The organism is Pseudomonas sp. MN1F, assembly GCF_009391885.1.
Lineage (GTDB): Bacteria > Pseudomonadota > Gammaproteobacteria > Pseudomonadales > Pseudomonadaceae > Aquipseudomonas.
On record NZ_VZII01000079.1, the window covers coordinates 1 to 21,362 of the forward strand.

A 21,362-nucleotide genomic window follows, 5' to 3' on the forward strand; every position below is an offset into this window, starting at 1 on the left:
CAGGCATGGCCACGTTGCAACAAATGTAGGAGCGAGCTTGCTCGCGATGCGCCGCGCGGGCGGCGCTCGATCTCACAGGCGCCACAAATCAAACGTGAACCGCAACCTTCAACGCCTCCAGCGCCGGCTCCACCTTGATCCCCACCTCTGCCCCGAGCTCGAGCACCCGCGCCAGGTCCTGCTGGCCAACCATCACCATCTGCAACTCGTCATCGAGCAACTGGCTGAAGTTGAGCAGCACATAGCCACCGGCTTCCTTGTTCAACGCGCCCATCTGCACCTGGATGCGGTTGAGTGCGGTCAGCGGCTCGGTACGCGCCAGTTGCTTGGGCTTGAGGGTGAACGGCACGCTCTGGTCGAACGAATCACTGATGTGCTGGAACAGTTCCTGGTAGCTGTCAGCCTGGAAGACCACGGTGTCTGGCAGGCTACCGAGCACCACCCATTCACCCAGCGGGATCGGGAAGCTGTCGTCGTAGTTGATGTCCGGGTTGGCGGCGAGGAAGGCAGCGGGGTCGGCGTAGGCCTGGGCGGCCTCGTCGGCGATGCGCTCGATGTCCTCGTCGCGCATGCAGCCGGCGCCGATGAGGCTGATGAATTCGAGCAACTGGTTTTTCATGAAAGGGGGCCTGCGACGGGTGAAAAGTCGCCAAGGATAGCCGCAAATGCCCCCGGGCGGTTAGCCGGCCAGCGCTTGTAGGCGTGCGGCCGCGTCCACTGCGCCCATGGTCTGCGCCGCCGTCAGCGCCGTGGCGCCACGTGCGTCCTGGCGCGCCGGGTCGGCACCCTGGGCCAGCAGGTAGTCGAGAATCTCGCCGCGGTTGAACATTGCCGCCAGCATCAACGCGGTACGCCCGTCCTGCGCGGCAGCATCCACCGGCACGCCACTGTCCAGCAGCAGGCGGATCATCGCCAGGTCCCCCTTGAACGCCGCACCGGCGATTGGCAACTGGCCGTTGTCGTTGGCGATCAGCGGGTCGGCACCGTGGGCCAACAGCACCCGCACCGCTTCATGGTGGCCGTGGTAGCTGGCCAGCATCAGCAAGGTATCGCCCTTGTGATTGCGCAGGTTGGCCGGCAGGCCGCTGGCCAGCAGGCGCCCAAGCATCTCGGCGTCGCCCTGGCGGGCACGCTCGAAGACCTGTTCGGCAAAGGCGGCGGTTTCGTCATCGGTCATGGCGGTAGCGGTGGGTTGAGTGGACATCGGGAACCTCCTGGCATAAATGATTGCCCAAGTCTTTGTCAGGCATGCCATAGCGGTCAAAGGTTCAGATTCTATGAGGCTGATAGGTAAAGCCTGAACCGTGCAAAATGCACTGTGCAAAATGCACGACCATGCAGCCTGCACGATGCCACTTCTGAAAATCCTCCGTAACACCCTGTATTTACTGGACTTTCCCCGACTTCCCGTTCTGGCACGGTCACTGCAACGATCAACTCACGTCTGCCCACACAACAGTCAGGAGTTGATATGGACCTTATCCAGGAAAAATTCGTCTCGGTGTTTTCGGCCTACCAGGTCGCCACCCAGCCCCGCCCTGACGGTGGCGTGCTGCTGACCCTGCGCGCCGCTGACGGCAAGGTGACCCGCCGAGTGCTGACCTACGGCCAGCTGCACAGCGCCGAGCAGCTGTCCTGGGCGATCAGTGCCATTCGCCGTGACCTGGCCGAGCAGGCCAGTGAGCTGCCGGTGATTTCCATGCTGCAGAGTCAGCAGCGGTTTGCGCTGCCGACTTACCGTTGAGGTTTGTCTGTACCGGCCCTATCGCGAGCTTTGCTCGCTCCTACAGGGGTATCGCATTGCCCATAGGGATGGCGGGGTGCCTTTGTAGGAGCGAGCGCAGCTCGCGATAGGGCCCGGTCAGACACTAAAGCTCGTCGATCCCAAGAAACGCCCGAGCAGTCACATCGCCGGTAAACCGAGGCTCCACGCCCTGCTCACTGCCGAACAGGCGCAACGCCAGGCAGAACGGATTGTCCCCCAGCTCCACCCAGCGCCGCGTCCCCGCCGGCACCACCAGCTGGTCACCCTTCTCGCACAACACCGCATACACGTTCTCGCCCAGGCGCAGGCCGACTTGCGCGCGGCCAGCCACCACGGCGAACACTTCGTCGCTGTCATGCACATGCTCGTCGCGCACATCGACCTGGGTCGGGTCGAGGCCATCACGGTTGAGCAGCGTGAACGCCGCGCTGCCCTGGGCCGTCATCAACTGGTCGAGGTGCCCACGGCAGGCGTCGAGCACTTCAGCCTGGCTGCTGCCGGGGCGCACACGCAGCGCCAGCGGGCCGTGGCTGAAGCGCACGCCCTGCTCGGCCAGGGTCGCGGCGATGTCGTCGTGGTGGGTCAGCACCTTGTTCGGCAAGTCCGGGCTGGACGGGTGGAAAACACAGAGGATGCTCATCAGCTGCTGGTCCTGGTCGATTTCGAACGAGTGACAATGATAACGGCTGCCGCCAGCGCTGCGGCACTGGCCATACCAAAGGTGAAGGACGGCCCCAGCAGTTTCCAGCTGTAGCCCGAATACAAGGCGCCCAGCGCACCGCCAGTACCCGACAGCGCCGCGTACAGCGCCTGGCCCTGGCCTTGCTGGCGGGCACCGAAACTGGCCTGGACGAAGGCGATCGACGCGGCGTGGAAGCAACCGAAGGTGGCCGCGTGCAGCAACTGGGCGAAGATCAGCACCGCCGGCTCAGCCGCCAGGTTGCCCAGCAGCAGCCAGCGCAGCGCTGCCAGCAGGAAGCTGACCAGCAGTACCCGCTGCACGCTGAAACGGGCAAACAGGCGGCTCATGACCATGAACATCAGCACCTCGGCCACCACCCCCAGCGCCCACAGCAAACCGATGGCACCGCGGCTGTAGCCCAGGTGTTCGAGGTGCAGGGTGAGGAAGGTGTAGTACGGGCCGTGGCTAAGCTGCATCAGCGCCACGCAAATATAGAAGGCGATCACCCCCGGCGCCGTCAGTTGGCGCAGGAAGCCGCCCGCCTCGCGGCGCTCACCCTGCTCCACCGGCTGGGCGTTGGGCACCCACAGGCTAGCGACGACGATGCCGGCCATGATGGTCACCAGGGCCACCGGGTAGATGTCCAGGCTCAGCCATTCGAACAGCCGCCCCAGGCCGACCACGGTGAGGATGAAGCCGATCGAGCCCCACAGGCGCACCTGGCTGTAGCGCGAAGTCTGCCCGTGCAGGTGAGCCAGGGTGATGACTTCGAACTGCGGCAGCACTGCGTGCCAGAAGAACGCGTGCAGCGCCATCACCAGCGCCAGCCAAGCGTAACTCTTGCCCAAGAAGATCAGCGAGAAGGTGGCCAGGGTCGACAAGGCGCCCAGGCGTACGATCAACAGGCGCTGGCCGCTGCGATCACCGAGCCAGCCCCACAGGTTGGGGGCGATGCAGCGCATCAGCATGGGGATGGCCACCAGCTCGCCGATGCGGGCCGGGGAGAAACCCAGGTGATCGAAGTACAAGGCCAGGAACGGGGCGGTGGAGCCCAGCAGGGCGAAGTAGAACAGGTAGAAGCTGGACAGGCGCCAGTAGGGGATCGGGGGCATCGAATGGGCCTTGTGTGAGCCTGGACCTGCCTCTTCGCGGGTAAACCCGCGCCCACAGGATCAGCACAATGTCCAAAATTGTGCGATCCCTGTGGGAGCGGGTTTACCCGCGAAGGGGGCGGGCCTGGCTAAATCAGAGCTGGCCCAGCACCGGGGTGTTGACCTTCACATCGGCATTCTGCGCACGGTGGCGCAGCAGGTGGTCCATCAGCACGATGGCCATCATCGCTTCGGCGATCGGCGTGGCGCGGATGCCGACGCACGGGTCGTGGCGGCCCTTGGTGATGACGTCGACCGGGTTGCCATCGACGTCAATCGAACGGCCCGGGGTGGTGATGCTGGAGGTCGGCTTCAGCGCCAGGTGGGCGACGATCGGCTGGCCCGAGCTGATGCCACCGAGGATGCCGCCGGCATTGTTGCTGAGGAAACCTTGCGGGGTCAGTTCGTCACGGTGCTCGGTGCCACGCTGGGCAACGCTGGCGAAACCGGCGCCGATTTCCACGCCCTTGACCGCGTTGATGCTCATCAGCGCGTGGGCCAGCTCGGCGTCGAGGCGGTCGAAGATCGGCTCGCCCAGGCCTGGCATCACGCCTTCGGCCACCACGGTGATCTTCGCCCCGACCGAGTCCTGGTCACGGCGCAGCTGGTCCATGTAGGCCTCGAGCTCCGGCACCTTGCTCGGGTCGGGGCTGAAGAAGGCGTTTTCCTCCACCGAATCCCAGCACTTGAACGGGATTTCGATCGGGCCCAGCTGGCTCATGTAGCCACGCACCTGGATGCCCTGGGTGGCCAGGTATTTCTTGGCGATGGCACCGGCGGCCACGCGCATGGCGGTTTCCCGGGCCGAGCTGCGCCCGCCGCCACGGTAATCGCGGATGCCGTATTTGTGGTGGTAGGTGTAGTCGGCGTGGGCCGGGCGGAACAGGTCCTTGATCGCCGAGTAGTCCTTGGACTTCTGGTCGGTGTTGCGGATCAGCAGGCCGATCGAGCAGCCGGTGGTGCGGCCTTCGAACACCCCGGAGAGGATCTCGACTTCGTCGGCTTCCTGGCGCTGGGTGGTGTGCCGGCTGGTGCCGGGCTTGCGCCGGTCGAGGTCGTGCTGCAGGTCGGCGAGGGAGATTTCCAGGCCAGGTGGGCAACCATCGACAATGGCGACCAACGCCGGGCCATGGCTTTCGCCAGCGGTGGTGACAGTGAACAGCTTGCCGTAGGTATTGCCGGACATGGACGCTCCGCGAAATCTGCCTGAGATGAACGAAAGCGGGCAGTATACAGATGGAATGGCTGTCTGTGCGCGGCGCGGGCCTTGCCTGCGAACCTTCCCGCAAACAGTGGGTCAAACCGGCATCTCCCCACTGTAGTACCGCATGATGTCGCGCCTCGTCGCCTTCTTCCTCCTGCTGTGCAGCGGCCTGGCCCAGGCCGCTGCCCCGACCGTGCTGCAACGCCCCATCGACCTGGACACCGGCCAGGGCGTGCTGCACGGCAGCTTGCTGCTGCCGCAACAGGCCACGCCACCGCCGGTGGTGCTGATCATCGCCGGCTCCGGCCCCACCGACCGCGACGGCAACAACCCGGCCTCGGGGCGCGTCGACAACCTCAAGCGCCTGGCCCTGGTGCTGGCCAACGAGCACATCGCCAGCGTCCGCTACGACAAGCGCGGGGTGGCGGCCAGCCAGCCGGCCACGCCCGATGAGCGCGACCTCAGCGTGCAACGCTACGTCGACGACGTGGTGGCCTGGAGCCGCAAGCTCAAGGCCGACCCACGCTTCGGCCCGCTGATCCTGGTCGGCCACAGCGAAGGGGCGCTGATCGCCAGCCTGGCCGCCGAGCGTGCCGGCGCCAGCGCAGTGATCACCCTGGCAGGTATGGGCCGGCCCCTGGCGGACGTGCTGCGCGAGCAACTGGCCCAGCGCATGTCGCCAGCGCAGCTGGCCGGTGGCAGCGCCCTGCTCGACCGCCTGCAGGCCGGGCAGACCAGCCTGGACGTGCCGGCACCGCTGCGCCAGGTGTTCCGCCCCAGTGTGCAGCCCTACCTGATCACCTTGCTCCAGCAGGACCCAGCGCAGGCCTTTGCCCGCTTGCCGATGCCTGCGCTGATCGTGCAAGGCCGTAACGACGTGCAGGTCGACGTGACCGACGCCGAACGCCTCAAGGCGGCCAAGCCGGATGCCCAACTGGTACTGATCGACGGCATGAACCACATGCTGCGCATCAGCCCCAAGGACATGCACCTGCAGCGTGACAGCTACCTCAACCCGGAATTGCCCCTGGCACGGGAGCTCGGTGAGCGGGTGGTCAGCTTCATTCACCAGTTGCCATCGGCCTGACCCTCAAACATCGGCAAAACCTGCCGATAACGCGGTATCGGTGCTGATTGAGGCCGCTTTGCGCCCCGATCAGCACCCGCCCGTACCTGAGGAAATGCCTTGATGACCGATGCCCCCGCCGCCGTCGAACCGGCCGAAGAGCCACAGGCCCCGGAGCCTGCCGCCCTGCCCTGGGCCGACCTTGCCGTCGAACACTTCCAGCTGCTGCGTCTGGCGCCCTTGCCCACCGACCGCAACAGCGGTGCACGGCCATTGCGCTTCGTCGAGTTCGCCTACGCCGAGCGCCATGACAAGGCCCACAGCCTGCTGCGCATGGAAATCCGCCTGCCCGGGCAGAAAGTGCGCAAGGAGCAGAACCAGCTGGATGTGCGGGTGGATCACGCCGAGCGCCTGGTGACCCTGGGCAGCGACAGCGGCCTGCAACTGGAGCCGCTGAACCGTGGCCTCGGCCGCTTCATGCTCGGCCAGGCCGTGCAGTGGCTGCAGCGCCGCTGTTCGAACTACCGGGTCGAAGGCATGGCGCTACCCAACAAGGATGCGCTGAACGAGGACACCCGCCTGCGCCGCGACCGTTTCATCACCGCCAGCGGCATGGAAGTGGAATACGCCGACCCGCAGCACCTCAAGGGTCGCACCCTCGACACCACGGTGAGCCAGCTCAAGGGCGGCTGGAATACCGAAAAGGTGCAGCAGTTGGGGATTCTCGATACGGCGGGGATGCTGCAACAGGCCGAGCAGCAGTTGCTGGAAAAAGAGGGGCAACTGCGCGAGCGCGATGAGCGGGTGGCCAAGTATCGGCGCGAGGACAGCGGGTTGCGCTTTACCATCACCTGCCTGGTGGCGTTTGCCGTGTTCCAGGCGGGGTTGCTGATCTGGATCGCTACCCGGTAAGGATCCGGGGCCGCTGTGCGGCCCCCGCAGCCCAACGTCAGACGCGAGCCTTGAACAGCTCCTGGTGCTGACGGCACTGCTCGGCAGTCAGCATGAACACGCCATGCCCGCCACGCTCGAATTCCAGCCAGGCGAAGTCCACTTCCGGGTACAGCGCCTCGACATGCACCTGGCTGTTGCCAACCTCAACGATCAGCAAACCTTTCTCGGTCAGGTGGTCGCCCGCCTCGGCCAGCATCCGCCGCACCAGGTCCAGGCCGTCGTTGCCGCAGGCCAGGCCCATTTCCGGCTCGTGGTGATATTCGGCCGGCATGTCGCCGAAGTCCTCGGCGTCGACATACGGCGGGTTGGACAGGATCAGGTCGAAACGCTGCCCCGGCAGGCCGGCGAAGCCGTCACCCTGCACGGTGAACACGCGCTCGTCGAGGCCATGGCGCTCGATGTTCTGGTTGGCCACTTCGAGTGCGTCGAACGACAGGTCGGCCAGCACCACTTCAGCTTCGGGGAACACTTCGGCAGCCACGATGCCGATGCAACCGGAGCCAGTGCACAGGTCGAGGATGCGTGCCGGCTCCTGGGCCAGCCACGGCTCGAAGCGCTTTTCGATCAGCTCGCCGATCGGTGAACGGGGCACCAGCACGCGCTCGTCGACGATGAACGACATGCCGCAGAACCAGGCTTCGCCCAACAGATAGGCGGTCGGCACGCGGTCTTCGATGCGGCGCTTGAGCAGGTGTTGCAGGCGTACCCGCTCATCGTCCTCCAGTTGGCAGTCCAGGTAGCTGTCGGCGATTTCCCATGGCAGGTGCACGGCGCCCAGCACCAGCAGGCGGGCCTCGTCCCAGGCATTGTCGGCGCCGTGGCCGAAGAACAGCTCGTGCTCGTGGAAGCGGCTGACCGCCCAGCGGATATGGTCGCGCAACGTGCGCAGACGAGATGTGATCACGGGGTACTCCTAATTCAGAACGTACAAAAGTCTAACAGCCCCACCCGCAGATTTGTTCCCCGCGATGCCCCGACGACAGGCCACAGGCCAGTAAACACGCCGCTTGCGATGTCAACCATTCCCATTGGCGCCAAGGCAAGGGAGAATAGGTATACAAAAGCCCTACCCAAGGAGCCCTTGATGTCCGTTCCAACCACGATGTTCCGCCTCACTGGCCGCGACTATCCGCCGGCCAAGCTGAGCCAAGCCAGCCTGATCATCATCGATGCGCAGAAGGAATACCTGAGCGGTCCTCTGCAACTGTCGGGCATGGACGAGGCCGTGGCCAACATCGCCCGGTTGCTCGACGCCGCCCGCAAGGCCGGCCGTCCGATCATCCACGTTCGCCACCTCGGTACCGTTGGCGGGCGCTTCGACCCGCAAGGCCCGGCCGGCCAGTTCATCCCGGGCCTGGAGCCGCGCGAAGGTGAAATCGTCATCGAAAAGCGCATGCCCAACGCCTTCAAGAACACCAAGCTGCACGACACCCTGCAGGCGCTGGGGCACCTGGACCTGATCGTCTGCGGCTTCATGAGCCACTCCAGCGTCAGCACCACCGTGCGCCGCGCCAAGGACTATGGTTATCGTTGCACCCTGGTGGAAGACGCCTCGGCAACCCGCGACCTGGCGCTGAAGGACCAGGTGATCCCCGCCGCGCAGATCCACGCGTGCGAGATGGCCGTGATGGCCGACAACTTCGCCTGTGTCGCCCCTACCGCCAGCCTGATCTGAGCTGACGTTGCGATGACCGCCCGGCAGCCGGGCGGAACCCAAGGGCCGGCCCCAGGTCGAATTCCGGATGTCCACAGAGGAAACTGGAATGAAGCTCAAAGGCAGTTTCGACGCCAAGCGTCTGCGCCCGCGTGAACCGCGTAACTGGGGTGCGCGCATTGCCGCCGGCCTGTCGGCCCTGATCGCCACGTTCGGCGTGCTGCTGGCCATGGCCGGCATCGCCGGGCTGCTCGGCAACTACACCGCCCTGGCCGAACTCAATGCCAACCGCCCGCTGGCCAGCATCCTCGCCGTGGCCGGGCTGCTGCTGCTGTACTTTGGCGTGCGCTTCTGGCGGCGCAGCCGTATCCGCCTGCGCCGCGGACGCGAGCTGAACCTGTCGCCGCACCTGATGAAAAAGCACGACTGAGGCCGATGCAGACGCCACAGGGTTGATCGCGTAAACTACGCCGCCCACGTGGAGGCACCATGCAAGACGACGATTTTTCCCTGTTCAGCGCCGAAGTGCGCGGCGTCAAGCCGATCAAGCACGACCGCGCTGACGTGGGCAAGCCGAAAACCGACCGCAAACAGCTGGCCGGCCTGCGCCAGGCCGCTACCGTGCGCAGTGACCAGGCCCTGGTGATCGACGGCCTGTCCGACCAGTTCGTCATTGACGTTGGTGCCGAAGACGAGCTGATGTGGCGCCGCGACGGCGTGCAGGAAAGCCAGATCCGCAAGCTCAAGCTCGGCCAGATCGCCTTCGAGGGCAGCCTCGACCTGCATGGCATGAGCGTGGAGAAGGCCCGTGAAACCCTGTGGGCCTTCATCGCCGAAGCCACCAAGCTCGAAGTGCGCTGTGTACGGGTGACCCACGGCAAGGCCGCACGCCTGGACGGCAAGCGCCCGATGATCAAGAGCCACGTCAACACCTGGCTGCGCCAGCACCCGCAAGTGCTCGGTTTCACCTCGTGCCAGGCCCGCCATGGCGGCACTGGCGCGGTGTATGTGATGCTCAAGCGAACCATGATGGAAGGCCGCGACGAGTAACGCCGTGCTTGCAGCGCCGCGCGCGGCGCCGTAACCTTCCTTTTTGCGATTTTTACCCACAGGTAGATACATGTCCCTGGAACAGAACTACACCGAGATCCTCAGCCAACTTGGCGAGGACGTCTCCCGTGAGGGCCTGCTCGACACGCCCAAGCGGGCTGCAAAGGCCATGAAGTACCTTTGCCGCGGTTACGAGCAGACGCTGGAAGAAGTCACCAACGGCGCGCTGTTCACCTCCGACAACAGCGAGATGGTGCTGGTCCGGGACATCGAGCTGTATTCGATGTGCGAACACCACATGCTGCCTTTCATCGGCAAGGCCCACGTCGCCTACCTGCCCAAGGGCAAGGTCCTGGGCCTGTCGAAGGTCGCGCGCATCGTCGACATGTTCGCCCGCCGCCTGCAGATCCAGGAAAACCTCAGCCGCCAGATCGCCGAGGCTGTGCAGCAGGTGACCGGCGCCGCTGGCGTGGCGGTGGTCATCGAAGCCAAGCACATGTGCATGATGATGCGTGGCGTGGAAAAGCAGAATTCGACCATGCTCACGTCGGTGATGCTGGGTGAGTTCCGTGAAAACGCCTCGACTCGCAGCGAGTTTCTCAGCCTGATCAAGTGATCGGCGCATATCCCAAGCCGGCCCCCAGGGGTCGGCTTTTTCATTTCAGGAGTAGCCCATGATCGTCAAAGCCCTGCGGGTCGGCCTCGGCCAGCTCATCGTGTTCGGCGACTGGATCAGCCGCCCGGCCAAGCAGAAGCGTGATGTGGCGGCCCAGGCACATGTCGAGCAGGAGGCCAAGGGCCTCGCGCTGTACCAGTTCCATGCCTGCCCTTTCTGCGTGAAGACCCGCCGTACCCTGCACCGCCTGAACGTGCCGGTGGCTTTGCGTGATGCCAAGAACGACGACGTGCATCGCCAGGCGCTGCTCGAAGGTGGCGGCCGGGTGAAAGTGCCGTGCCTGCGTATCGAAGAAGCGGGCAAAGTGACCTGGATGTATGAATCCAAGGCCATCATTGCCTATCTGGACAAGCGCTTCGCGTAAGCCCTGCGCGCCCCTTGTGGGAGCCGCGCTTGCCGGCTCCCACAGGGGCGTGCCAGCTCAGTCGACCATCGGCACATGCCGCGGATGGCTGGCCACCCGCTCAAGCCAGGCGCGCACCGCTGGGTAATCGGCCAGGTCGAACCCGCCCTGATGCGCCACATGGGTGTAGGCATACAGCGCCACATCGGCGATCGAGTACTGGTCGCCGACCAGATACGGCGTCATCTGCAACTGCCGCTCCATCACCTTCAACGCCTTGTAACCGCCCTTGTGCAGCTTGCGGTATTCCTCCACGCGCTCGTCCGGCAGCCCCAGGTAGAACTGGATGAAGCGCGCCACGGCAATGTACGGCTCATGGCTGTACTGCTCGAAGAACTGCCACTGCAACACCTGGGTCCGCAGGCGCGGCTCGCTGGGCAGGAATTCGCTGCCGTCGGCCAGGTAGTTGAGGATGGCGTTCGACTCCCACAGGCAGGTACCGTCCTCGAGCTTGAGCACCGGCACCTTGCCGTTGGGGTTCATGGCCAGAAACTCAGGGGTTTCGGTCTCGCCCTTGAGGATATCCACCGCCTGCCACTCATACGGGCGGTCAAGCAGGCTGAGCATCAGCTTGACCTTGTAGCAGTTGCCCGACTGGTAGTCACCATACACCTTGAACATCGACCGTCCCCTCCCATGCAGTTGCGAAAACTTGCCCAATAGTTGGCGACTGTACGGCTAAAAGCAATGCCTGCTGTATGGCAAGGATCAATCCGGCCCGCGTTAGTCTGAAAAAACTGCTTACACATGGACAAGGACCCAACCCAATGACCGATGCCACCTCCGCACGCCTGCGGCCCCTGGCAGACACCTCCCCGTCGGCGGTGGTCGCCGGCTTCATCGCCATGCTCACCGGCTACACCAGTTCACTGGTGCTGATGTTCCAGGCCGGCCAGGCAGCCGGCCTGACCAACGCGCAGATTTCTTCGTGGATCTGGGCGCTGTCGATCGGCATGGCGGTGTGCAGCATCGGCCTGTCGCTGCGCTATCGCACCCCCATCACCGTGGCCTGGTCGACCCCCGGTGCGGCGCTGCTGATCACCAGCCTGGGCGGGGTCAGTTACAGCGAGGCCATCGGTGCCTACATCACCTGTGCGGTGCTGGTGCTGATCTGCGGCCTGACCGGCAGCTTCGAGCGCCTGGTCAAGCGCATTCCGGCGTCGCTGGCCTCGGCCTTGCTGGCCGGGATCCTGTTCAAGATCGGCAGCGAAATCTTCGTTGCCGCCCAGCACCGCACCCTGCTGGTACTGGGCATGTTCTTCAGCTACCTGCTGGTCAAGCGCCTGTCGCCGCGCTACTGCGTGCTGGCCGCCTTGCTGGTGGGCACGGCGTTGTCCGGCGCCCTCGGCCTGCTGGACTTCAGCGGTTTCAAACTGGAGGTGGCCACCCCGGTGTGGACCACGCCAAGCTTCTCGCTGGCTGCGACCATCAGTATCGGCATTCCGCTGTTCGTGGTGGCCATGACTTCGCAGAACATGCCTGGCGTGGCCGTGCTGCGCGCCGACGGCTACCAGGTGCCCGCCTCGCCGCTGATTTCAACGACGGGCCTGGCTTCGCTGCTGCTGGCACCGTTCGGCTCGCACGGGGTCAACCTGGCGGCGATCAGCGCGGCGATCTGCACCGGGCCGCATGCCCATGAAGACCCGAGCAAACGCTATACCGCGGCGGTGTGGTGCGGGATCTTCTATGGCATTGCCGGTACGTTCGGCGCCACCCTGGCGGCACTGTTCGCGGCGCTGCCGAAGGAGCTGGTGCTGTCGATTGCGGCGTTGGCGCTGTTCGGCTCGATCATGAACGGGTTGACCGTGGCCATGAGCGAGGCACGGGAGCGGGAAGCGGCGCTGATTACCTTCATGGTGACGGCTTCAGGGTTGACGCTGTTCTCGATTGGTTCGGCGTTCTGGGGGATTGTGGCGGGGGTGTTGACCTTGCTGATCCTCAATCCGCGCAAGGCCTGAAGATCTTTATCGCCTGTGCTGGACTCTTCGCGGGTTTACCCGCGAAGAGTCCAGCACAGGCAGTCACAGCCTGAAGTGGCCAACCATGCCCTTTAGGTCATTACCCAACTGAGCCAGTTCGATACTGGACCGGGCATTGTCCTGCATCGCCAGCGCCGCCTGGTCGGCGCTGCCGCGGATCTGCGTCACGCTGCGGCTGATCTCTTCGGCCACTGAACTCTGCTGCTCGGCCGCCGCCGCAATCTGCTGGTTCATCTGCTGAATCAACGACACCGCCACCGCAATACTGCCCAGCGCACTTTCGGTCTGCAGCGCATCGGCCACGGCCAGGCGCACCAGCTCGGTACTGCCGCGGATCTGCGCCACCGACTGCTGGGCATTGCCGCGCAGGCTGGCCACCAGACGTTCGATTTCCTCGGTCGACTGCCGGGTGCGCCGGGCCAGCGCCCGCACCTCGTCGGCCACCACCGCAAAACCACGCCCCTGCTCACCCGCCCGGGCCGCTTCGATGGCCGCGTTGAGCGCCAGCAGGTTGGTCTGCTCGGCCACGCTCTTGATCACCTCCAGCACATCACCAATGGTGTGGATCTCGGCACTCAGGCTGTCGATGCCGGCGCTGGCGGTGTCCGCTGCCGTGGCCAATTGTTCGATGCGCTGCATGCTCTCGCGCACCACGCGCTGGCCGGCGTCAACCTTGTCGTCGGCGGCCTGCGCCGCCTGTGCAGCTTCTTCGGCATTGCGCGCCACGTCGTGCACGGTGGCGGTCATCTGCTGCATGGCGGTGGCCACCTGCTCGGTCTCTTCCTTTTGGCTGCCAACTTCGCGGTTGGTCTGTTCGGTCACCGCCGACAACGCCTGGGCGCTGCCGGCCAGCTGCTCGATACCTTGCTGCAGGCCACTGACCACGCCAGACAGCCCGGCGGCCATCTGCTGCATGGCTTGCATCAACTGGCCGACTTCATCACTGCGCGCCGCCTCGCTCTCCAGGCTCAACTCACCTGCGGCAATGCGCTGGGCACGGCCGATCACGCGCTTGAGCGGGCCGACCACGGCGCGGGTAATCAGCCAGGCAGCAAGGATGCCCACCAGCAACGCCAGCCCGGTGGCCAGGGCAATGGCCAGGCTGTTGCGCGCCAGTTCAGCCTGCATGGCTTGCTGATCGGCGGCATAGGCCTGGTCGACCCGCCCCGTGACCTGCTCGGCACGCGCCTGCAACTGCGCCTTGATGCCTTGCTCCTTGCCCAGCAGGTCGGTGTATTCATTGAGCTTGTCGGAGAAGCTGGCAATGTGCCCGGCCACCTCGCCGAGGACACTCTGGTAACCCGCGTCAGCGACAGCAGCCTTGAGCTGTTCGACCAGCTGCGCCGCCTCGACCGTCTGGGCGATGCGGCCTTGCTCCCCCTCCTCGCCCTTGCGGCTCTTGTCCAGGCGTACCCGCGCTTCATCCATGGCCTGCAGCATCAGCCGCGACACCTGTGCCACCTGCCCGGCCTGTTCGAGGAACTCGCCACCTTGCTGGCCCTGGGACTGCTTGAGGGTGTAGGTGGCATCGTCAGCCAGGCCGGACTGCAACACATCGAGGTTGTTGGCCACGCTGGACACCGACCAACTGGCCATGTCCAGCGCCAGCTCCTTGGCCTGCACCGCTTCGACGAAGGCTTCGAAGGCCTCGCCGTAAGCCGAGAGGTCTGCCTCGGCCGCCGCCAGCGCAGGCAGGCTGCGGGCGCGCTCGGCAAGGTTCTGCAGGCCGCTGCGCAAGGCCTCGGCCTCCTTGATGTCGGAGCGCAGGGCAAAGGCCTGCTCGTGCTGGCGCAGCCGCAGCAGGTCGGTATTGATCTGGCCCAGCTGGCGCAGGCCGTCGAAGCGCTGGCCAACGCTGTGCAGCGCCGCGATGCCGATGGCCGCCACCGCGACGGTCAGCAGCAACACCAGGGCAAAACCCAGGCCCAGTTTGCGGGCCATGCCCAGGTTGGCCAGAACACCGTGCCTGCTCGTCGCCATCACCGATTCCCCTTCACCGTGCAAGGTTTTGCCAAGGGCCAAGCGTGGCAACCTTGTTGCCCTGCAAACAAGAGGTGGGCGCCAAAATGGTGTCAAATAGCTATGAGCGTGTCGCGATCAGCTAGCTCAAGGTCGCCCTGCGTGCTGAAGGAAGCCTTGGGCGCGGGTGTCCTGCCCGTAGGCGACATTGATGCGCAGCCAGTCGCTGCTGGCGCCCTGGTAGTCGAAGGCGCTGCCCGGGGTGAGCAACACCGCATGCTCCAGCGCCAGGCGCTCTAGGCTGGCGAAGTCACGCCCGGGTACCCGCGCCCAGACGAACATGCCGCCATACGGTTCGCAGAACACCTGCCAGCCATACTGTTCCAGTTGGCCGAGCAACTTGGCCATGTGTTGCCCCAGGCGCACCCGCAGGCGCTGCACGCTCTTGCGGTAACTACCGTTGGCCAGCATCTGGCCGACCACCTGCTCGGCGAAGCGTGAAGTGCCGATGCCGCTGACCATCTTCAGCTCGGCCAGGCGCGCCAGCAAGGGGGCGTCGGCCACCAGGTAGCCGACCCGCAACGAACTGCTCAGGGTCTTGGAGAAACTGGCCAGGTAGATCACCCGCTGCTCGCTGTCGAGGGTGGCCAGGCGGGTGGCCGGGCCTTCCTGGAAGTCGGCGTAGATATCGTCCTCGATGATGCGCAGGTCATGCTCGCGAGCCAGCTCCAGCAAGCGATAGGCAACCTTGGGCGCAAGGCTGGTGCCGGTGGGGTTGTGGTACAGGCTGTTGGTGAACAGGCAGCGCGGGCGGTGCTCGGCCAGCAGGCGTTCGAGCACCGCCAGGTCAGGGCCGGCCGCTGTGCGCGGCACCGGCAGCATGTGCACCTGATGCTGGCGCAGCAGGTTGTAGAGGTTGTAGTAACCAGGGTTTTCCACCAGCACGGTATCGCCGGGGCGTAACAAGGTACGCACCAGCAGGTCGAGGCCATGGCTGGCACCCTGGGTGGTGAGGATGCGCTCGGGGCCGGCAGCGATGTCCAACCGCGCCAGGCGCTTGTGCAAGTGCTGGCGCAGGCTGGCCAGGCCTAGCGGCGGGCAGTAGTCGAACAGGTCCTGGGGGTTGCCGCGGCTGACCTGGCGGATCGCCTGGGCCAGTTCGACGTCTGCGCGCCAGCTGTTCGGCAGCCAGCCGCAACCGAGCTTGAGCAGTTCGTCATGGCCTTCGCGGAACTGGCGCCAGCTGCCATCGCCCGCCTCGCCCCACACCGGTGGATTGTCGGCTTCGAGGGCGGCTTTGCGCTCGGCAACGAAAAAGCCAGTGCCGTGTCGCGCTTCCAACCAACCGCTGGCGACCAGGCGGTCGTAGGCCTCGATCACGCAGGAAGCACTGACCGACTGGCTGCGGGCCAGGGTACGGATCGACGGCAGGCGGGCACCAGGGCGCAGGCGCTGCTGTTCGATCCAGGCTTGCAGGTGGTCGGTGAGTTGCTGCACCAGCGCAGTGGGGCTTTGGCGGTCGAGGGTGAAGTGCATGGGCTAAGTGATTGGTTGTTTTGAGCGAACAGTTAAGCATAAATGCGGCTTGGGTGTGCCTTGTTGGATACTTGGGCCCAGGGCAATGTCTGCTGCACCGAGAACCAGGACCATCCCATGCCCCCGCGCCACTCCCCCGCCCTGCTGGCCTTCGCCCTGTGCCTGATCACCCTGGCAGTCAACCTGCAGGCCCCGCTCTACATCACCTACGCCGATCTCTCCGGCCAAGGCGCCGCCGCCACAGCAGTGGCCTTCTCCGGCTACGTACTGGGCGTGCTGCCGGTGTTGCTGGCCCTGGGCGGACTGGCCGACCGGGTCGGGCGACGGCCACTGATCCTCGCCGCGCTCGCGCTGTCGATGGTTGCCACCTTGCTCATGCTGTTCGCACCGAGCCTGCAGACGCTGGGCGTGGCTCGCTTCTTCCTGGGCCTGGGCACCGGCCTGGCCTCGGCCACGGCAACCGCCTACATGGCGGAACTGATGGGCGCCAGCAGCAGCGCCCGCGCCGCCAATTGGGTCACCGCCAGCACCTCACTGGGCTTTGGCCTCGGCGCTGCACTGACCAGCCTGTTCCTGCTGCGCGGCCCGAGCCTGACGCCCGGCAGCTTCCACTTGCAATTGCTGCTAGGCGCAGTGGCGCTGCTGCTGGTGTGGCGCTTGCCCGACCCGCGACCGGCACAGCGCAGTGCCATGCTGCGCCTGCCCTGCTACCCGCGCGGCAGCGTGGTGTATGGCCTGGCCATTCTGCTGGCCTGGGCCTGCGTCGGGCTGGTGATCGCCCTGCTGCCCGGCATCCTGCGCCAGCATGGCCTGAGCGACTGGTCGGGGTTTTCGACGTTCTGCGTGATCAGCTGCGGCCTGCTGTTCCAGCCTCTGGCCCGGCGCATGTCCAGCCGCTCGGCCACCCTGCTGGGCATGGCGATCCTGCCGTGCAGCTATGCCTTGCTGGCCTGGGGCGCGCACAATGGCCACCTCTGGGCCGTACTGGCCGGCACGGTGGCGACCAGCAGCGCCTGCTATGGGTTCATCTACCTCGGCGGGCTGGCGGCAGTGAACGAGTTGGCCGGGGCCGAGAAGACCCGCGCCAGCGCAGGGTTCTTCCTGCTGGCCTACCTGGGCTTCAGCGTGCCGGTGATCCTGACCGGGGTACTGAGCGACCGCCTGGGCTCGGGTGTGGCCTTGCAGGGGTTTGGCGGGGTCTTGCTGGTGGGGTGCATGGCGGTTGCCGGTTCGTTACAAGGCGCAAGGCAAAGCGGGCATCAGGCAATCAACCGGTAAAGCTTCGAGTCACGCGGGGTGGCTGCACAAGAACGCCTGAGACGCGCGGCCGAGGATAAGCCTCTCGGCCTGATCGAGGCTGATCTTGGGGATGACCGCCGCCGGGATCTTCGATGTGGCAGAAAGGTTGTAGACGGCGAAGTGCTCGTTCACAACCCGGTCGGCCATCAGCTTCAGCGAGGGCAGGATGCGCCGCTCATAGGACTCGTCCAGATGGCAGCGAGAAGCCGCCTGGCCCGGCGTTTCATAAAAGCGCCCTACTGCCTGGTCGAGGTCTACACCCACCAGGAAAACCTGATTGAAACCCAGGTGATAGGCAAGCTGTAACGCCGCATAAGCTACCGTACGTGCATCGAAAAACCCCAGCGACAGATCTTTGCTGAAACCTACCGAACGCGAGCGGCTGCCCCATAAAACCCGGCTGCGCACCAGCAATGGGTCGGGGTTGAACAGCGATTCCTGCAGGCTCGAGCGGGCTGCCTTGGCCAACGGGAAGACCTGCCCGTTGATTGGCTCCGGCAAAGTATCGACTTCATCTGGCCAGATCGCCAACCGCTGGCTGAGCCGTACCGCCTTGGCGTAGAGCTCAGGCTGCTGCTGCGCAAACCCGGTGTCGGTGCACACATAGAAGTAAGGACGCACGCCATGGTCGGCGAACATCGAAATCGCGCCGTTGACGGTGATCATCGGCACACCAGCGAAATGCTGCAGTGGGAAGCCCTTGGCAGATGCTCCCGATGCCACGATGAACACGGGTCCTTCGGCTATACCCCGGCAAGCCGCAAAATCCAATATCGAGGCATGGCAGCCGGGCTTTTGGGCGCTGACTGTCTCCATGTCGCTTTCCAAAACCTGAAGAGCCAAAGTATACACAGCGAATCAGCAAACCGCCTATACACGAGGCGTACGACCTGCACCAGCCGAAGTTCAGATCGCAGTAGCCCCACCATCCACGGCCAGGCTATGCCCGGTAGTGAACGCCGCCCCGTCACTGCACAAGTAGAGCACCGCACTGGCAATTTCCTCGACCTTGCCAATACGCCCTACCGGGTGCATCGCGGCGGCAAACTCAGCCTTGCGCGGGTCTGCCTCGTAGGCACGGCGGAACATGTCGGTGTCGATCACCGCCGGGCACACGGCATTCACCCGGATACCCTTCTTGGCATACTCGATGGCCGCCGATTTGGTCAGGCCGATCACCGCATGCTTGGAGGCGGCGTAGATGCTCATCTTCGGCGCAGCGCCCAGGCCCGCCACCGAGGCGGTGTTGACGATCGCGCCACCGCCCTGGGCCAGCAGCAGTGGCAGCTGGTATTTCATGCACAGCCACACGCCTTTGACGTTGACCCCCATGATGGCGTCGAACTCGGCCTCGCTGCCTTCGGCCAGGCGCCCCTGTTCGATCTCGATGCCGGCATTGTTGTAGGCGTAGTCCAGCCGGCCATACGCCTCGATAGCGCGCTCATGCAACCGGCGCACCTGGGCGTCCTGGGTTACGTCACAGGCCACGAACAGCGCCTCGCCACCCGCTTCGCGAATCAAGGCCACCGTGGCCTCGCCCCCGGCCGCGTCGAGATCAGCCACTACCACCTTCAGGCCCTCGCGGGCAAAGGCCAATGCCGTCGCCCGGCCAATACCTGCTGCACCGCCAGTGACCAGGGCTACCTGGCCGGAAAAGGTCATGCTCATCGTCTGCTCCTGAGGGTGATGGATGGGCCCTGAGTCTAGTCAGCCCACCGCCCGGCTGGGCAGCATCATCAAGGCAGCGGTTGGGCTACCATGCTTACCAGTGATTTTGCGGACCAACCTGCATCAGCAGGTTAAATTGACCGCTGTGCCTCATCGCCCACAAGGACCTGCCATGACCCAGACCAACCGCCGCTTCCTGCTTGCCAAACGCCCGGTCGGCGCCGTGCGCCGTGACGATTTCACCTTCGAGACGGTGCCCGCCGAAGCCCCCGCCGCCGGCCAGATCCAGGTACGCAACCTGTATCTGTCGCTGGACCCAGCCATGCGCGGCTGGATGAACGAAGGCAAGTCGTATATCCCGCCCGTCGCCCTCGGCCAGGTGATGCGCGCCCTGGGTGTGGGCGAAGTGGTCGCTTCCAACCACCCGGACTACAAGCCCGGTGACCATGTCAGCGGCGCCCTCGGGGTGCAGGACTACTTCACCGGCGAACCCCAGGGCCTGCACAAGATCGACCCCAGCCTGGCGCCGTTGCCCCGCTACCTCTCGGCTTTGGGCATGACCGGCATGACCGCCTACTTCGCCCTGCTTGAAGTTGGCCAGCCCAAGGCCGGCGAAACCGTGGTCATCTCCGGTGCGGCCGGCGCGGTGGGCAGCATCGTCGGCCAGATCGCCAAGCTCAAGGGCTGCCGTGTGGTCGGCATCGCCGGTGGCGCGCAGAAGTGCCAGTACCTCAAGGACGAACTGGGCTTCGACGGCGTGATCGACTACAAGGCCGAAGACGTGCTGGCCGGCCTGAAGCGCGAATGCCCCAAAGGCGTCGACGTGTACTTCGACAACGTCGGCGGCGACATCCTCGACGCCGTGCTCACCCGCATCAACTTCAAGGCGCGCATCGTCATCTGCGGCGCCATCAGCCAGTACAACAACAAGGAAGCCGTCAAAGGCCCGGCCAACTACCTGGCGCTGCTGGTGAACCGCGCCCGCATGGAAGGTTTCGTGGTGATGGACCACGCCAAGGACTATGGCAAGGCCGCGCAGGAAATGGCCGGCTGGCTGGCCACGGGCAAGGTCAAGAGCAAGGAGGATGTGGTGGATGGCCTGGAGACGTTCCCCGAGACGCTGCTCAAGCTGTTCAGCGGCGAGAACTTCGGCAAGTTGGTGTTGAAGGTGTGAGTCTGTAAGATTGGCTATCGCCACTGAAACCAGTGACTGGGATTTGCAGAGTAGACCATGATCAAGATCACCCCCACCATCGAGTGCTCCAACACCGCCCCGTTCGTCCTCTTCGGCGGCATCAACGTGCTCGAGTCCGAGGACCTGGCCCTGACCGCCTGCGCCGAGTACGTTCGGGTTACCGAGAAACTGGGCATCCCTTACGTGTTCAAGGCCAGCTTCGACAAGGCCAACCGCTCCTCGATCCACTCCTACCGTGGCCCGGGCATGGAAGAAGGCCTGCGTATCTTCGAGAAGGTGAAGGCCGAGTTCGGCGTACCGATCATCACCGACGTGCACGAGATCTACCAGTGCGCCCCGGTGGCCGAAGTGGTCGATGTGCTGCAGCTTCCCGCGTTCCTGGCCCGCCAGACCGACCTGGTGGTGGCACTGGCCAAGACCGGCAAGCCGGTCAACATCAAGAAGCCGCAGTTCCTCAGCCCGTCGCAGATGCAGAACATCGTGCACAAGTTCAAGGAAGCCGGTAACGACCAGCTGATCCTGTGCGACCGCGGTACCTGCATGGGCTACGACAACCTGGTGGTCGACATGCTGGGCTTTGGCGTGATGAAGCGCACCTGCGACAACCTGCCGATCATCTTCGACGTGACCCACGCCCTGCAGAACCGCGACCCATCGGGTGCTGCCTCGGGTGGCCGCCGCGAGCAGGTGGTCGACCTGGCGCGTGCCGGCATGGCGGTTGGCCTGGCCGGGCTGTTCCTGGAGGCTCACCCGAACCCGGACCAGGCCAAGTGCGACGGCCCGAGCGCCCTGCCGCTGGACAAGCTGGAGCCGTTCCTGGCGCAGATCAAGGCGCTGGATGACCTGATCAAGGGCTTCCAGCCGCTGGTTATTGCCTGATTCAACCCCGCGCAATGCAAAAAGGGCCGGCATGCACTGCATACCGGCCCTTTTTTCAGCCTCTGATCTATCGCTTCATCGCGCCATGCCTAGCTCAGCATCATCCATCAGTGCCTTGGCCATCGCACTCAGGTAGTGCGAGGCCCAGATCATCATGGGCTTTTCATCCATCAGGCCGATGATGGTCAGCTCTCTTACATAGCCCATCAACTCCGAGGCCTGCTCGCGGGCATCCCGGCAGG

Annotated in this window: 24 protein-coding genes and 1 pseudogene; 12 read left to right on the forward strand and 13 right to left on the reverse strand. The window is 64.9% G+C overall.

The genetic code is table 11. The features are described 5' to 3' along the window. Nucleotides 1-88 precede the first annotated feature (88 nt). Nucleotides 89-619 carry a hypothetical protein gene (locus F6X59_RS28200; RefSeq protein WP_152959332.1) on the reverse strand — a complete coding sequence of 177 codons (531 nt, stop codon included), beginning with the start codon at nt 617-619 and terminating at the stop codon, nt 89-91. Nucleotides 620-679: 60 nt separating this feature from the next. Beyond that, a complete protein-coding gene (locus F6X59_RS28205; RefSeq protein ID WP_152959333.1) occupies nt 680-1,204 on the reverse strand; it encodes an ankyrin repeat domain-containing protein in 525 nt (174 codons plus the stop codon). A gap of 267 nt (nt 1,205-1,471) precedes the next feature. Between F6X59_RS28205 and F6X59_RS28210 the strand changes: the two genes are divergently transcribed. Further along, on the forward strand, nt 1,472-1,744 hold the full coding sequence (locus F6X59_RS28210) for a DUF3509 domain-containing protein (protein ID WP_027596016.1): 273 nt from the start codon (nt 1,472-1,474) through the stop codon (nt 1,742-1,744). A 124-nt stretch (nt 1,745-1,868) separates the two neighbouring features. On the opposite strand, the gene F6X59_RS28215 is transcribed toward F6X59_RS28210, so the two are convergent. The 3 genes from F6X59_RS28215 to aroC form a co-directional block, all read right to left on the reverse strand. Next, complete coding sequence (locus tag F6X59_RS28215; protein ID WP_152959334.1) at nt 1,869-2,405, reverse strand: oxidase; 537 nt, start codon at nt 2,403-2,405, stop codon at nt 1,869-1,871. Next, nucleotides 2,405-3,559 (reverse strand): MFS transporter, encoded by a 1,155-nt coding sequence (locus tag F6X59_RS28220; protein WP_152959335.1) that lies wholly within the window; start codon nt 3,557-3,559, stop codon nt 2,405-2,407. Before F6X59_RS28220 ends, F6X59_RS28215 begins: the two co-directional genes overlap by 1 nt. 133 nt (nt 3,560-3,692) lie before the next feature. Further along, nucleotides 3,693-4,784, reverse strand: a complete 1,092-nt coding sequence (aroC, locus tag F6X59_RS28225; protein WP_152959336.1) for a chorismate synthase — start codon at nt 4,782-4,784, stop codon at nt 3,693-3,695. 142 nt (nt 4,785-4,926) lie between these two features. Between aroC and F6X59_RS28230 the strand changes: the two genes are divergently transcribed. Both F6X59_RS28230 and F6X59_RS28235 read left to right on the forward strand, forming a co-directional pair. Beyond that, complete coding sequence (locus tag F6X59_RS28230) at nt 4,927-5,889, forward strand: alpha/beta hydrolase (RefSeq protein ID WP_152959337.1); 963 nt, start codon at nt 4,927-4,929, stop codon at nt 5,887-5,889. Nucleotides 5,890-5,991: 102 nt separating this feature from the next. Next, nucleotides 5,992-6,780: a hypothetical protein gene (locus F6X59_RS28235; protein ID WP_152959338.1), complete on the forward strand. Its 789-nt coding sequence runs from the start codon at nt 5,992-5,994 to the stop codon at nt 6,778-6,780. A 37-nt stretch (nt 6,781-6,817) separates the two neighbouring features. On the opposite strand, the gene prmB is transcribed toward F6X59_RS28235, so the two are convergent. Next, complete coding sequence (gene prmB, locus F6X59_RS28240) at nt 6,818-7,726, reverse strand: 50S ribosomal protein L3 N(5)-glutamine methyltransferase (protein WP_372240568.1); 909 nt, start codon at nt 7,724-7,726, stop codon at nt 6,818-6,820. Nucleotides 7,727-7,906: 180 nt separating this feature from the next. Here prmB and F6X59_RS28245 point away from each other — a divergent pair, with 180 nt between their 5' ends. The 5 genes from F6X59_RS28245 (at nt 7,907) to F6X59_RS28265 (ending at nt 10,566) form a co-directional block, all read left to right on the forward strand. Then, on the forward strand, nt 7,907-8,497 hold the full coding sequence (locus F6X59_RS28245; RefSeq protein WP_085675474.1) for a cysteine hydrolase family protein: 591 nt from the start codon (nt 7,907-7,909) through the stop codon (nt 8,495-8,497). Nucleotides 8,498-8,585: 88 nt separating this feature from the next. Then, a complete protein-coding gene (locus F6X59_RS28250) occupies nt 8,586-8,906 on the forward strand; it encodes a hypothetical protein (protein WP_152959339.1) in 321 nt (106 codons plus the stop codon). A gap of 59 nt (nt 8,907-8,965) precedes the next feature. Continuing rightward, nucleotides 8,966-9,526 carry a Smr/MutS family protein gene (locus tag F6X59_RS28255; protein WP_152959340.1) on the forward strand — a complete coding sequence of 187 codons (561 nt, stop codon included), beginning with the start codon at nt 8,966-8,968 and terminating at the stop codon, nt 9,524-9,526. 70 nt (nt 9,527-9,596) lie between these two features. Then, nucleotides 9,597-10,142, forward strand: coding sequence for a GTP cyclohydrolase I FolE (folE, locus tag F6X59_RS28260; RefSeq protein ID WP_103449647.1), 546 nt, complete (start codon nt 9,597-9,599; stop codon nt 10,140-10,142). A gap of 58 nt (nt 10,143-10,200) precedes the next feature. Beyond that, nucleotides 10,201-10,566: a glutathione S-transferase N-terminal domain-containing protein gene (locus tag F6X59_RS28265; protein ID WP_152959341.1), complete on the forward strand. Its 366-nt coding sequence runs from the start codon at nt 10,201-10,203 to the stop codon at nt 10,564-10,566. A 57-nt stretch (nt 10,567-10,623) separates the two neighbouring features. Here F6X59_RS28265 and F6X59_RS28270 read toward each other — a convergent pair whose 3' ends face one another. Then, on the reverse strand, nt 10,624-11,226 hold the full coding sequence (locus tag F6X59_RS28270) for a glutathione S-transferase family protein (protein WP_152959342.1): 603 nt from the start codon (nt 11,224-11,226) through the stop codon (nt 10,624-10,626). A gap of 146 nt (nt 11,227-11,372) precedes the next feature. Between F6X59_RS28270 and F6X59_RS28275 the strand changes: the two genes are divergently transcribed. Further along, complete coding sequence (locus tag F6X59_RS28275) at nt 11,373-12,563, forward strand: benzoate/H(+) symporter BenE family transporter (protein ID WP_152959343.1); 1,191 nt, start codon at nt 11,373-11,375, stop codon at nt 12,561-12,563. A 63-nt stretch (nt 12,564-12,626) separates the two neighbouring features. Here F6X59_RS28275 and F6X59_RS29085 read toward each other — a convergent pair whose 3' ends face one another. From F6X59_RS29085 to F6X59_RS28285, 3 genes and pseudogenes are all read right to left on the reverse strand, one after another. After that, nucleotides 12,627-13,508, reverse strand: coding sequence for a methyl-accepting chemotaxis protein (locus F6X59_RS29085; protein ID WP_371858380.1), 882 nt, complete (start codon nt 13,506-13,508; stop codon nt 12,627-12,629). After that, nucleotides 13,488-14,564: pseudogene (locus F6X59_RS29090) on the reverse strand (HAMP domain-containing protein); the annotation flags it as partial. The pseudogene F6X59_RS29090 and the gene F6X59_RS29085, both read right to left, overlap by 21 nt. Before the next feature lie 126 nt (nt 14,565-14,690). Beyond that, entirely contained in the window at nt 14,691-16,079 is a 1,389-nt protein-coding gene (locus F6X59_RS28285) for a PLP-dependent aminotransferase family protein (protein ID WP_152959345.1), read from the reverse strand. Between the two features lie 117 nt (nt 16,080-16,196). On the opposite strand from F6X59_RS28285, the gene F6X59_RS28290 reads away from it, so the two are divergent. Beyond that, nucleotides 16,197-17,357: an MFS transporter gene (locus tag F6X59_RS28290; protein WP_152959346.1), complete on the forward strand. Its 1,161-nt coding sequence runs from the start codon at nt 16,197-16,199 to the stop codon at nt 17,355-17,357. Nucleotides 17,358-17,366: 9 nt separating this feature from the next. Here F6X59_RS28290 and F6X59_RS28295 read toward each other — a convergent pair whose 3' ends face one another. Beyond that, nucleotides 17,367-18,194 (reverse strand): lipopolysaccharide biosynthesis protein, encoded by an 828-nt coding sequence (locus F6X59_RS28295; protein ID WP_152959347.1) that lies wholly within the window; start codon nt 18,192-18,194, stop codon nt 17,367-17,369. Nucleotides 18,195-18,284: 90 nt separating this feature from the next. Further along, nucleotides 18,285-19,046 carry an SDR family oxidoreductase gene (locus F6X59_RS28300; protein WP_152959348.1) on the reverse strand — a complete coding sequence of 254 codons (762 nt, stop codon included), beginning with the start codon at nt 19,044-19,046 and terminating at the stop codon, nt 18,285-18,287. A gap of 172 nt (nt 19,047-19,218) precedes the next feature. Between F6X59_RS28300 and F6X59_RS28305 the strand changes: the two genes are divergently transcribed. Both F6X59_RS28305 and kdsA read left to right on the forward strand, forming a co-directional pair. Beyond that, nucleotides 19,219-20,220 carry an NADP-dependent oxidoreductase gene (locus tag F6X59_RS28305; RefSeq protein WP_152959349.1) on the forward strand — a complete coding sequence of 334 codons (1,002 nt, stop codon included), beginning with the start codon at nt 19,219-19,221 and terminating at the stop codon, nt 20,218-20,220. Between the two features lie 57 nt (nt 20,221-20,277). After that, entirely contained in the window at nt 20,278-21,120 is an 843-nt protein-coding gene (gene kdsA, locus F6X59_RS28310) for a 3-deoxy-8-phosphooctulonate synthase (protein ID WP_152959350.1), read from the forward strand. Nucleotides 21,121-21,195: 75 nt separating this feature from the next. On the opposite strand, the gene F6X59_RS28315 is transcribed toward kdsA, so the two are convergent. Next, nucleotides 21,196-21,362, reverse strand: a 167-nt coding sequence (locus F6X59_RS28315; RefSeq protein ID WP_152959351.1) for a DUF3077 domain-containing protein, incomplete at its 5' end; no start/stop codon positions are given.

Coding starts and splice junctions, on each gene's coding strand:
- F6X59_RS28200 (WP_152959332.1), bottom strand. CDS start 619: ATGAAAAACCAGTTGCTCGAATTCATCAGCCTCATCGGCGCCGGCTGC.
- F6X59_RS28205 (WP_152959333.1), bottom strand. CDS start 1,204: ATGTCCACTCAACCCACCGCTACCGCCATGACCGATGACGAAACCGCC.
- F6X59_RS28210 (WP_027596016.1), top strand. CDS start 1,472: ATGGACCTTATCCAGGAAAAATTCGTCTCGGTGTTTTCGGCCTACCAG.
- F6X59_RS28215 (WP_152959334.1), bottom strand. CDS start 2,405: ATGAGCATCCTCTGTGTTTTCCACCCGTCCAGCCCGGACTTGCCGAAC.
- F6X59_RS28220 (WP_152959335.1), bottom strand. CDS start 3,559: ATGCCCCCGATCCCCTACTGGCGCCTGTCCAGCTTCTACCTGTTCTAC.
- aroC (WP_152959336.1), bottom strand. CDS start 4,784: ATGTCCGGCAATACCTACGGCAAGCTGTTCACTGTCACCACCGCTGGC.
- F6X59_RS28230 (WP_152959337.1), top strand. CDS start 4,927: ATGATGTCGCGCCTCGTCGCCTTCTTCCTCCTGCTGTGCAGCGGCCTG.
- F6X59_RS28235 (WP_152959338.1), top strand. CDS start 5,992: ATGACCGATGCCCCCGCCGCCGTCGAACCGGCCGAAGAGCCACAGGCC.
- F6X59_RS28245 (WP_085675474.1), top strand. CDS start 7,907: ATGTCCGTTCCAACCACGATGTTCCGCCTCACTGGCCGCGACTATCCG.
- F6X59_RS28250 (WP_152959339.1), top strand. CDS start 8,586: ATGAAGCTCAAAGGCAGTTTCGACGCCAAGCGTCTGCGCCCGCGTGAA.
- F6X59_RS28255 (WP_152959340.1), top strand. CDS start 8,966: ATGCAAGACGACGATTTTTCCCTGTTCAGCGCCGAAGTGCGCGGCGTC.
- folE (WP_103449647.1), top strand. CDS start 9,597: ATGTCCCTGGAACAGAACTACACCGAGATCCTCAGCCAACTTGGCGAG.
- F6X59_RS28265 (WP_152959341.1), top strand. CDS start 10,201: ATGATCGTCAAAGCCCTGCGGGTCGGCCTCGGCCAGCTCATCGTGTTC.
- F6X59_RS28270 (WP_152959342.1), bottom strand. CDS start 11,226: ATGTTCAAGGTGTATGGTGACTACCAGTCGGGCAACTGCTACAAGGTC.
- F6X59_RS28275 (WP_152959343.1), top strand. CDS start 11,373: ATGACCGATGCCACCTCCGCACGCCTGCGGCCCCTGGCAGACACCTCC.
- F6X59_RS29085 (WP_371858380.1), bottom strand. CDS start 13,508: ATGCAAGCCATGCAGCAGATGGCCGCCGGGCTGTCTGGCGTGGTCAGT.
- F6X59_RS28285 (WP_152959345.1), bottom strand. CDS start 16,079: ATGCACTTCACCCTCGACCGCCAAAGCCCCACTGCGCTGGTGCAGCAA.
- F6X59_RS28290 (WP_152959346.1), top strand. CDS start 16,197: ATGCCCCCGCGCCACTCCCCCGCCCTGCTGGCCTTCGCCCTGTGCCTG.
- F6X59_RS28295 (WP_152959347.1), bottom strand. CDS start 18,194: ATGGAGACAGTCAGCGCCCAAAAGCCCGGCTGCCATGCCTCGATATTG.
- F6X59_RS28300 (WP_152959348.1), bottom strand. CDS start 19,046: ATGAGCATGACCTTTTCCGGCCAGGTAGCCCTGGTCACTGGCGGTGCA.
- F6X59_RS28305 (WP_152959349.1), top strand. CDS start 19,219: ATGACCCAGACCAACCGCCGCTTCCTGCTTGCCAAACGCCCGGTCGGC.
- kdsA (WP_152959350.1), top strand. CDS start 20,278: ATGATCAAGATCACCCCCACCATCGAGTGCTCCAACACCGCCCCGTTC.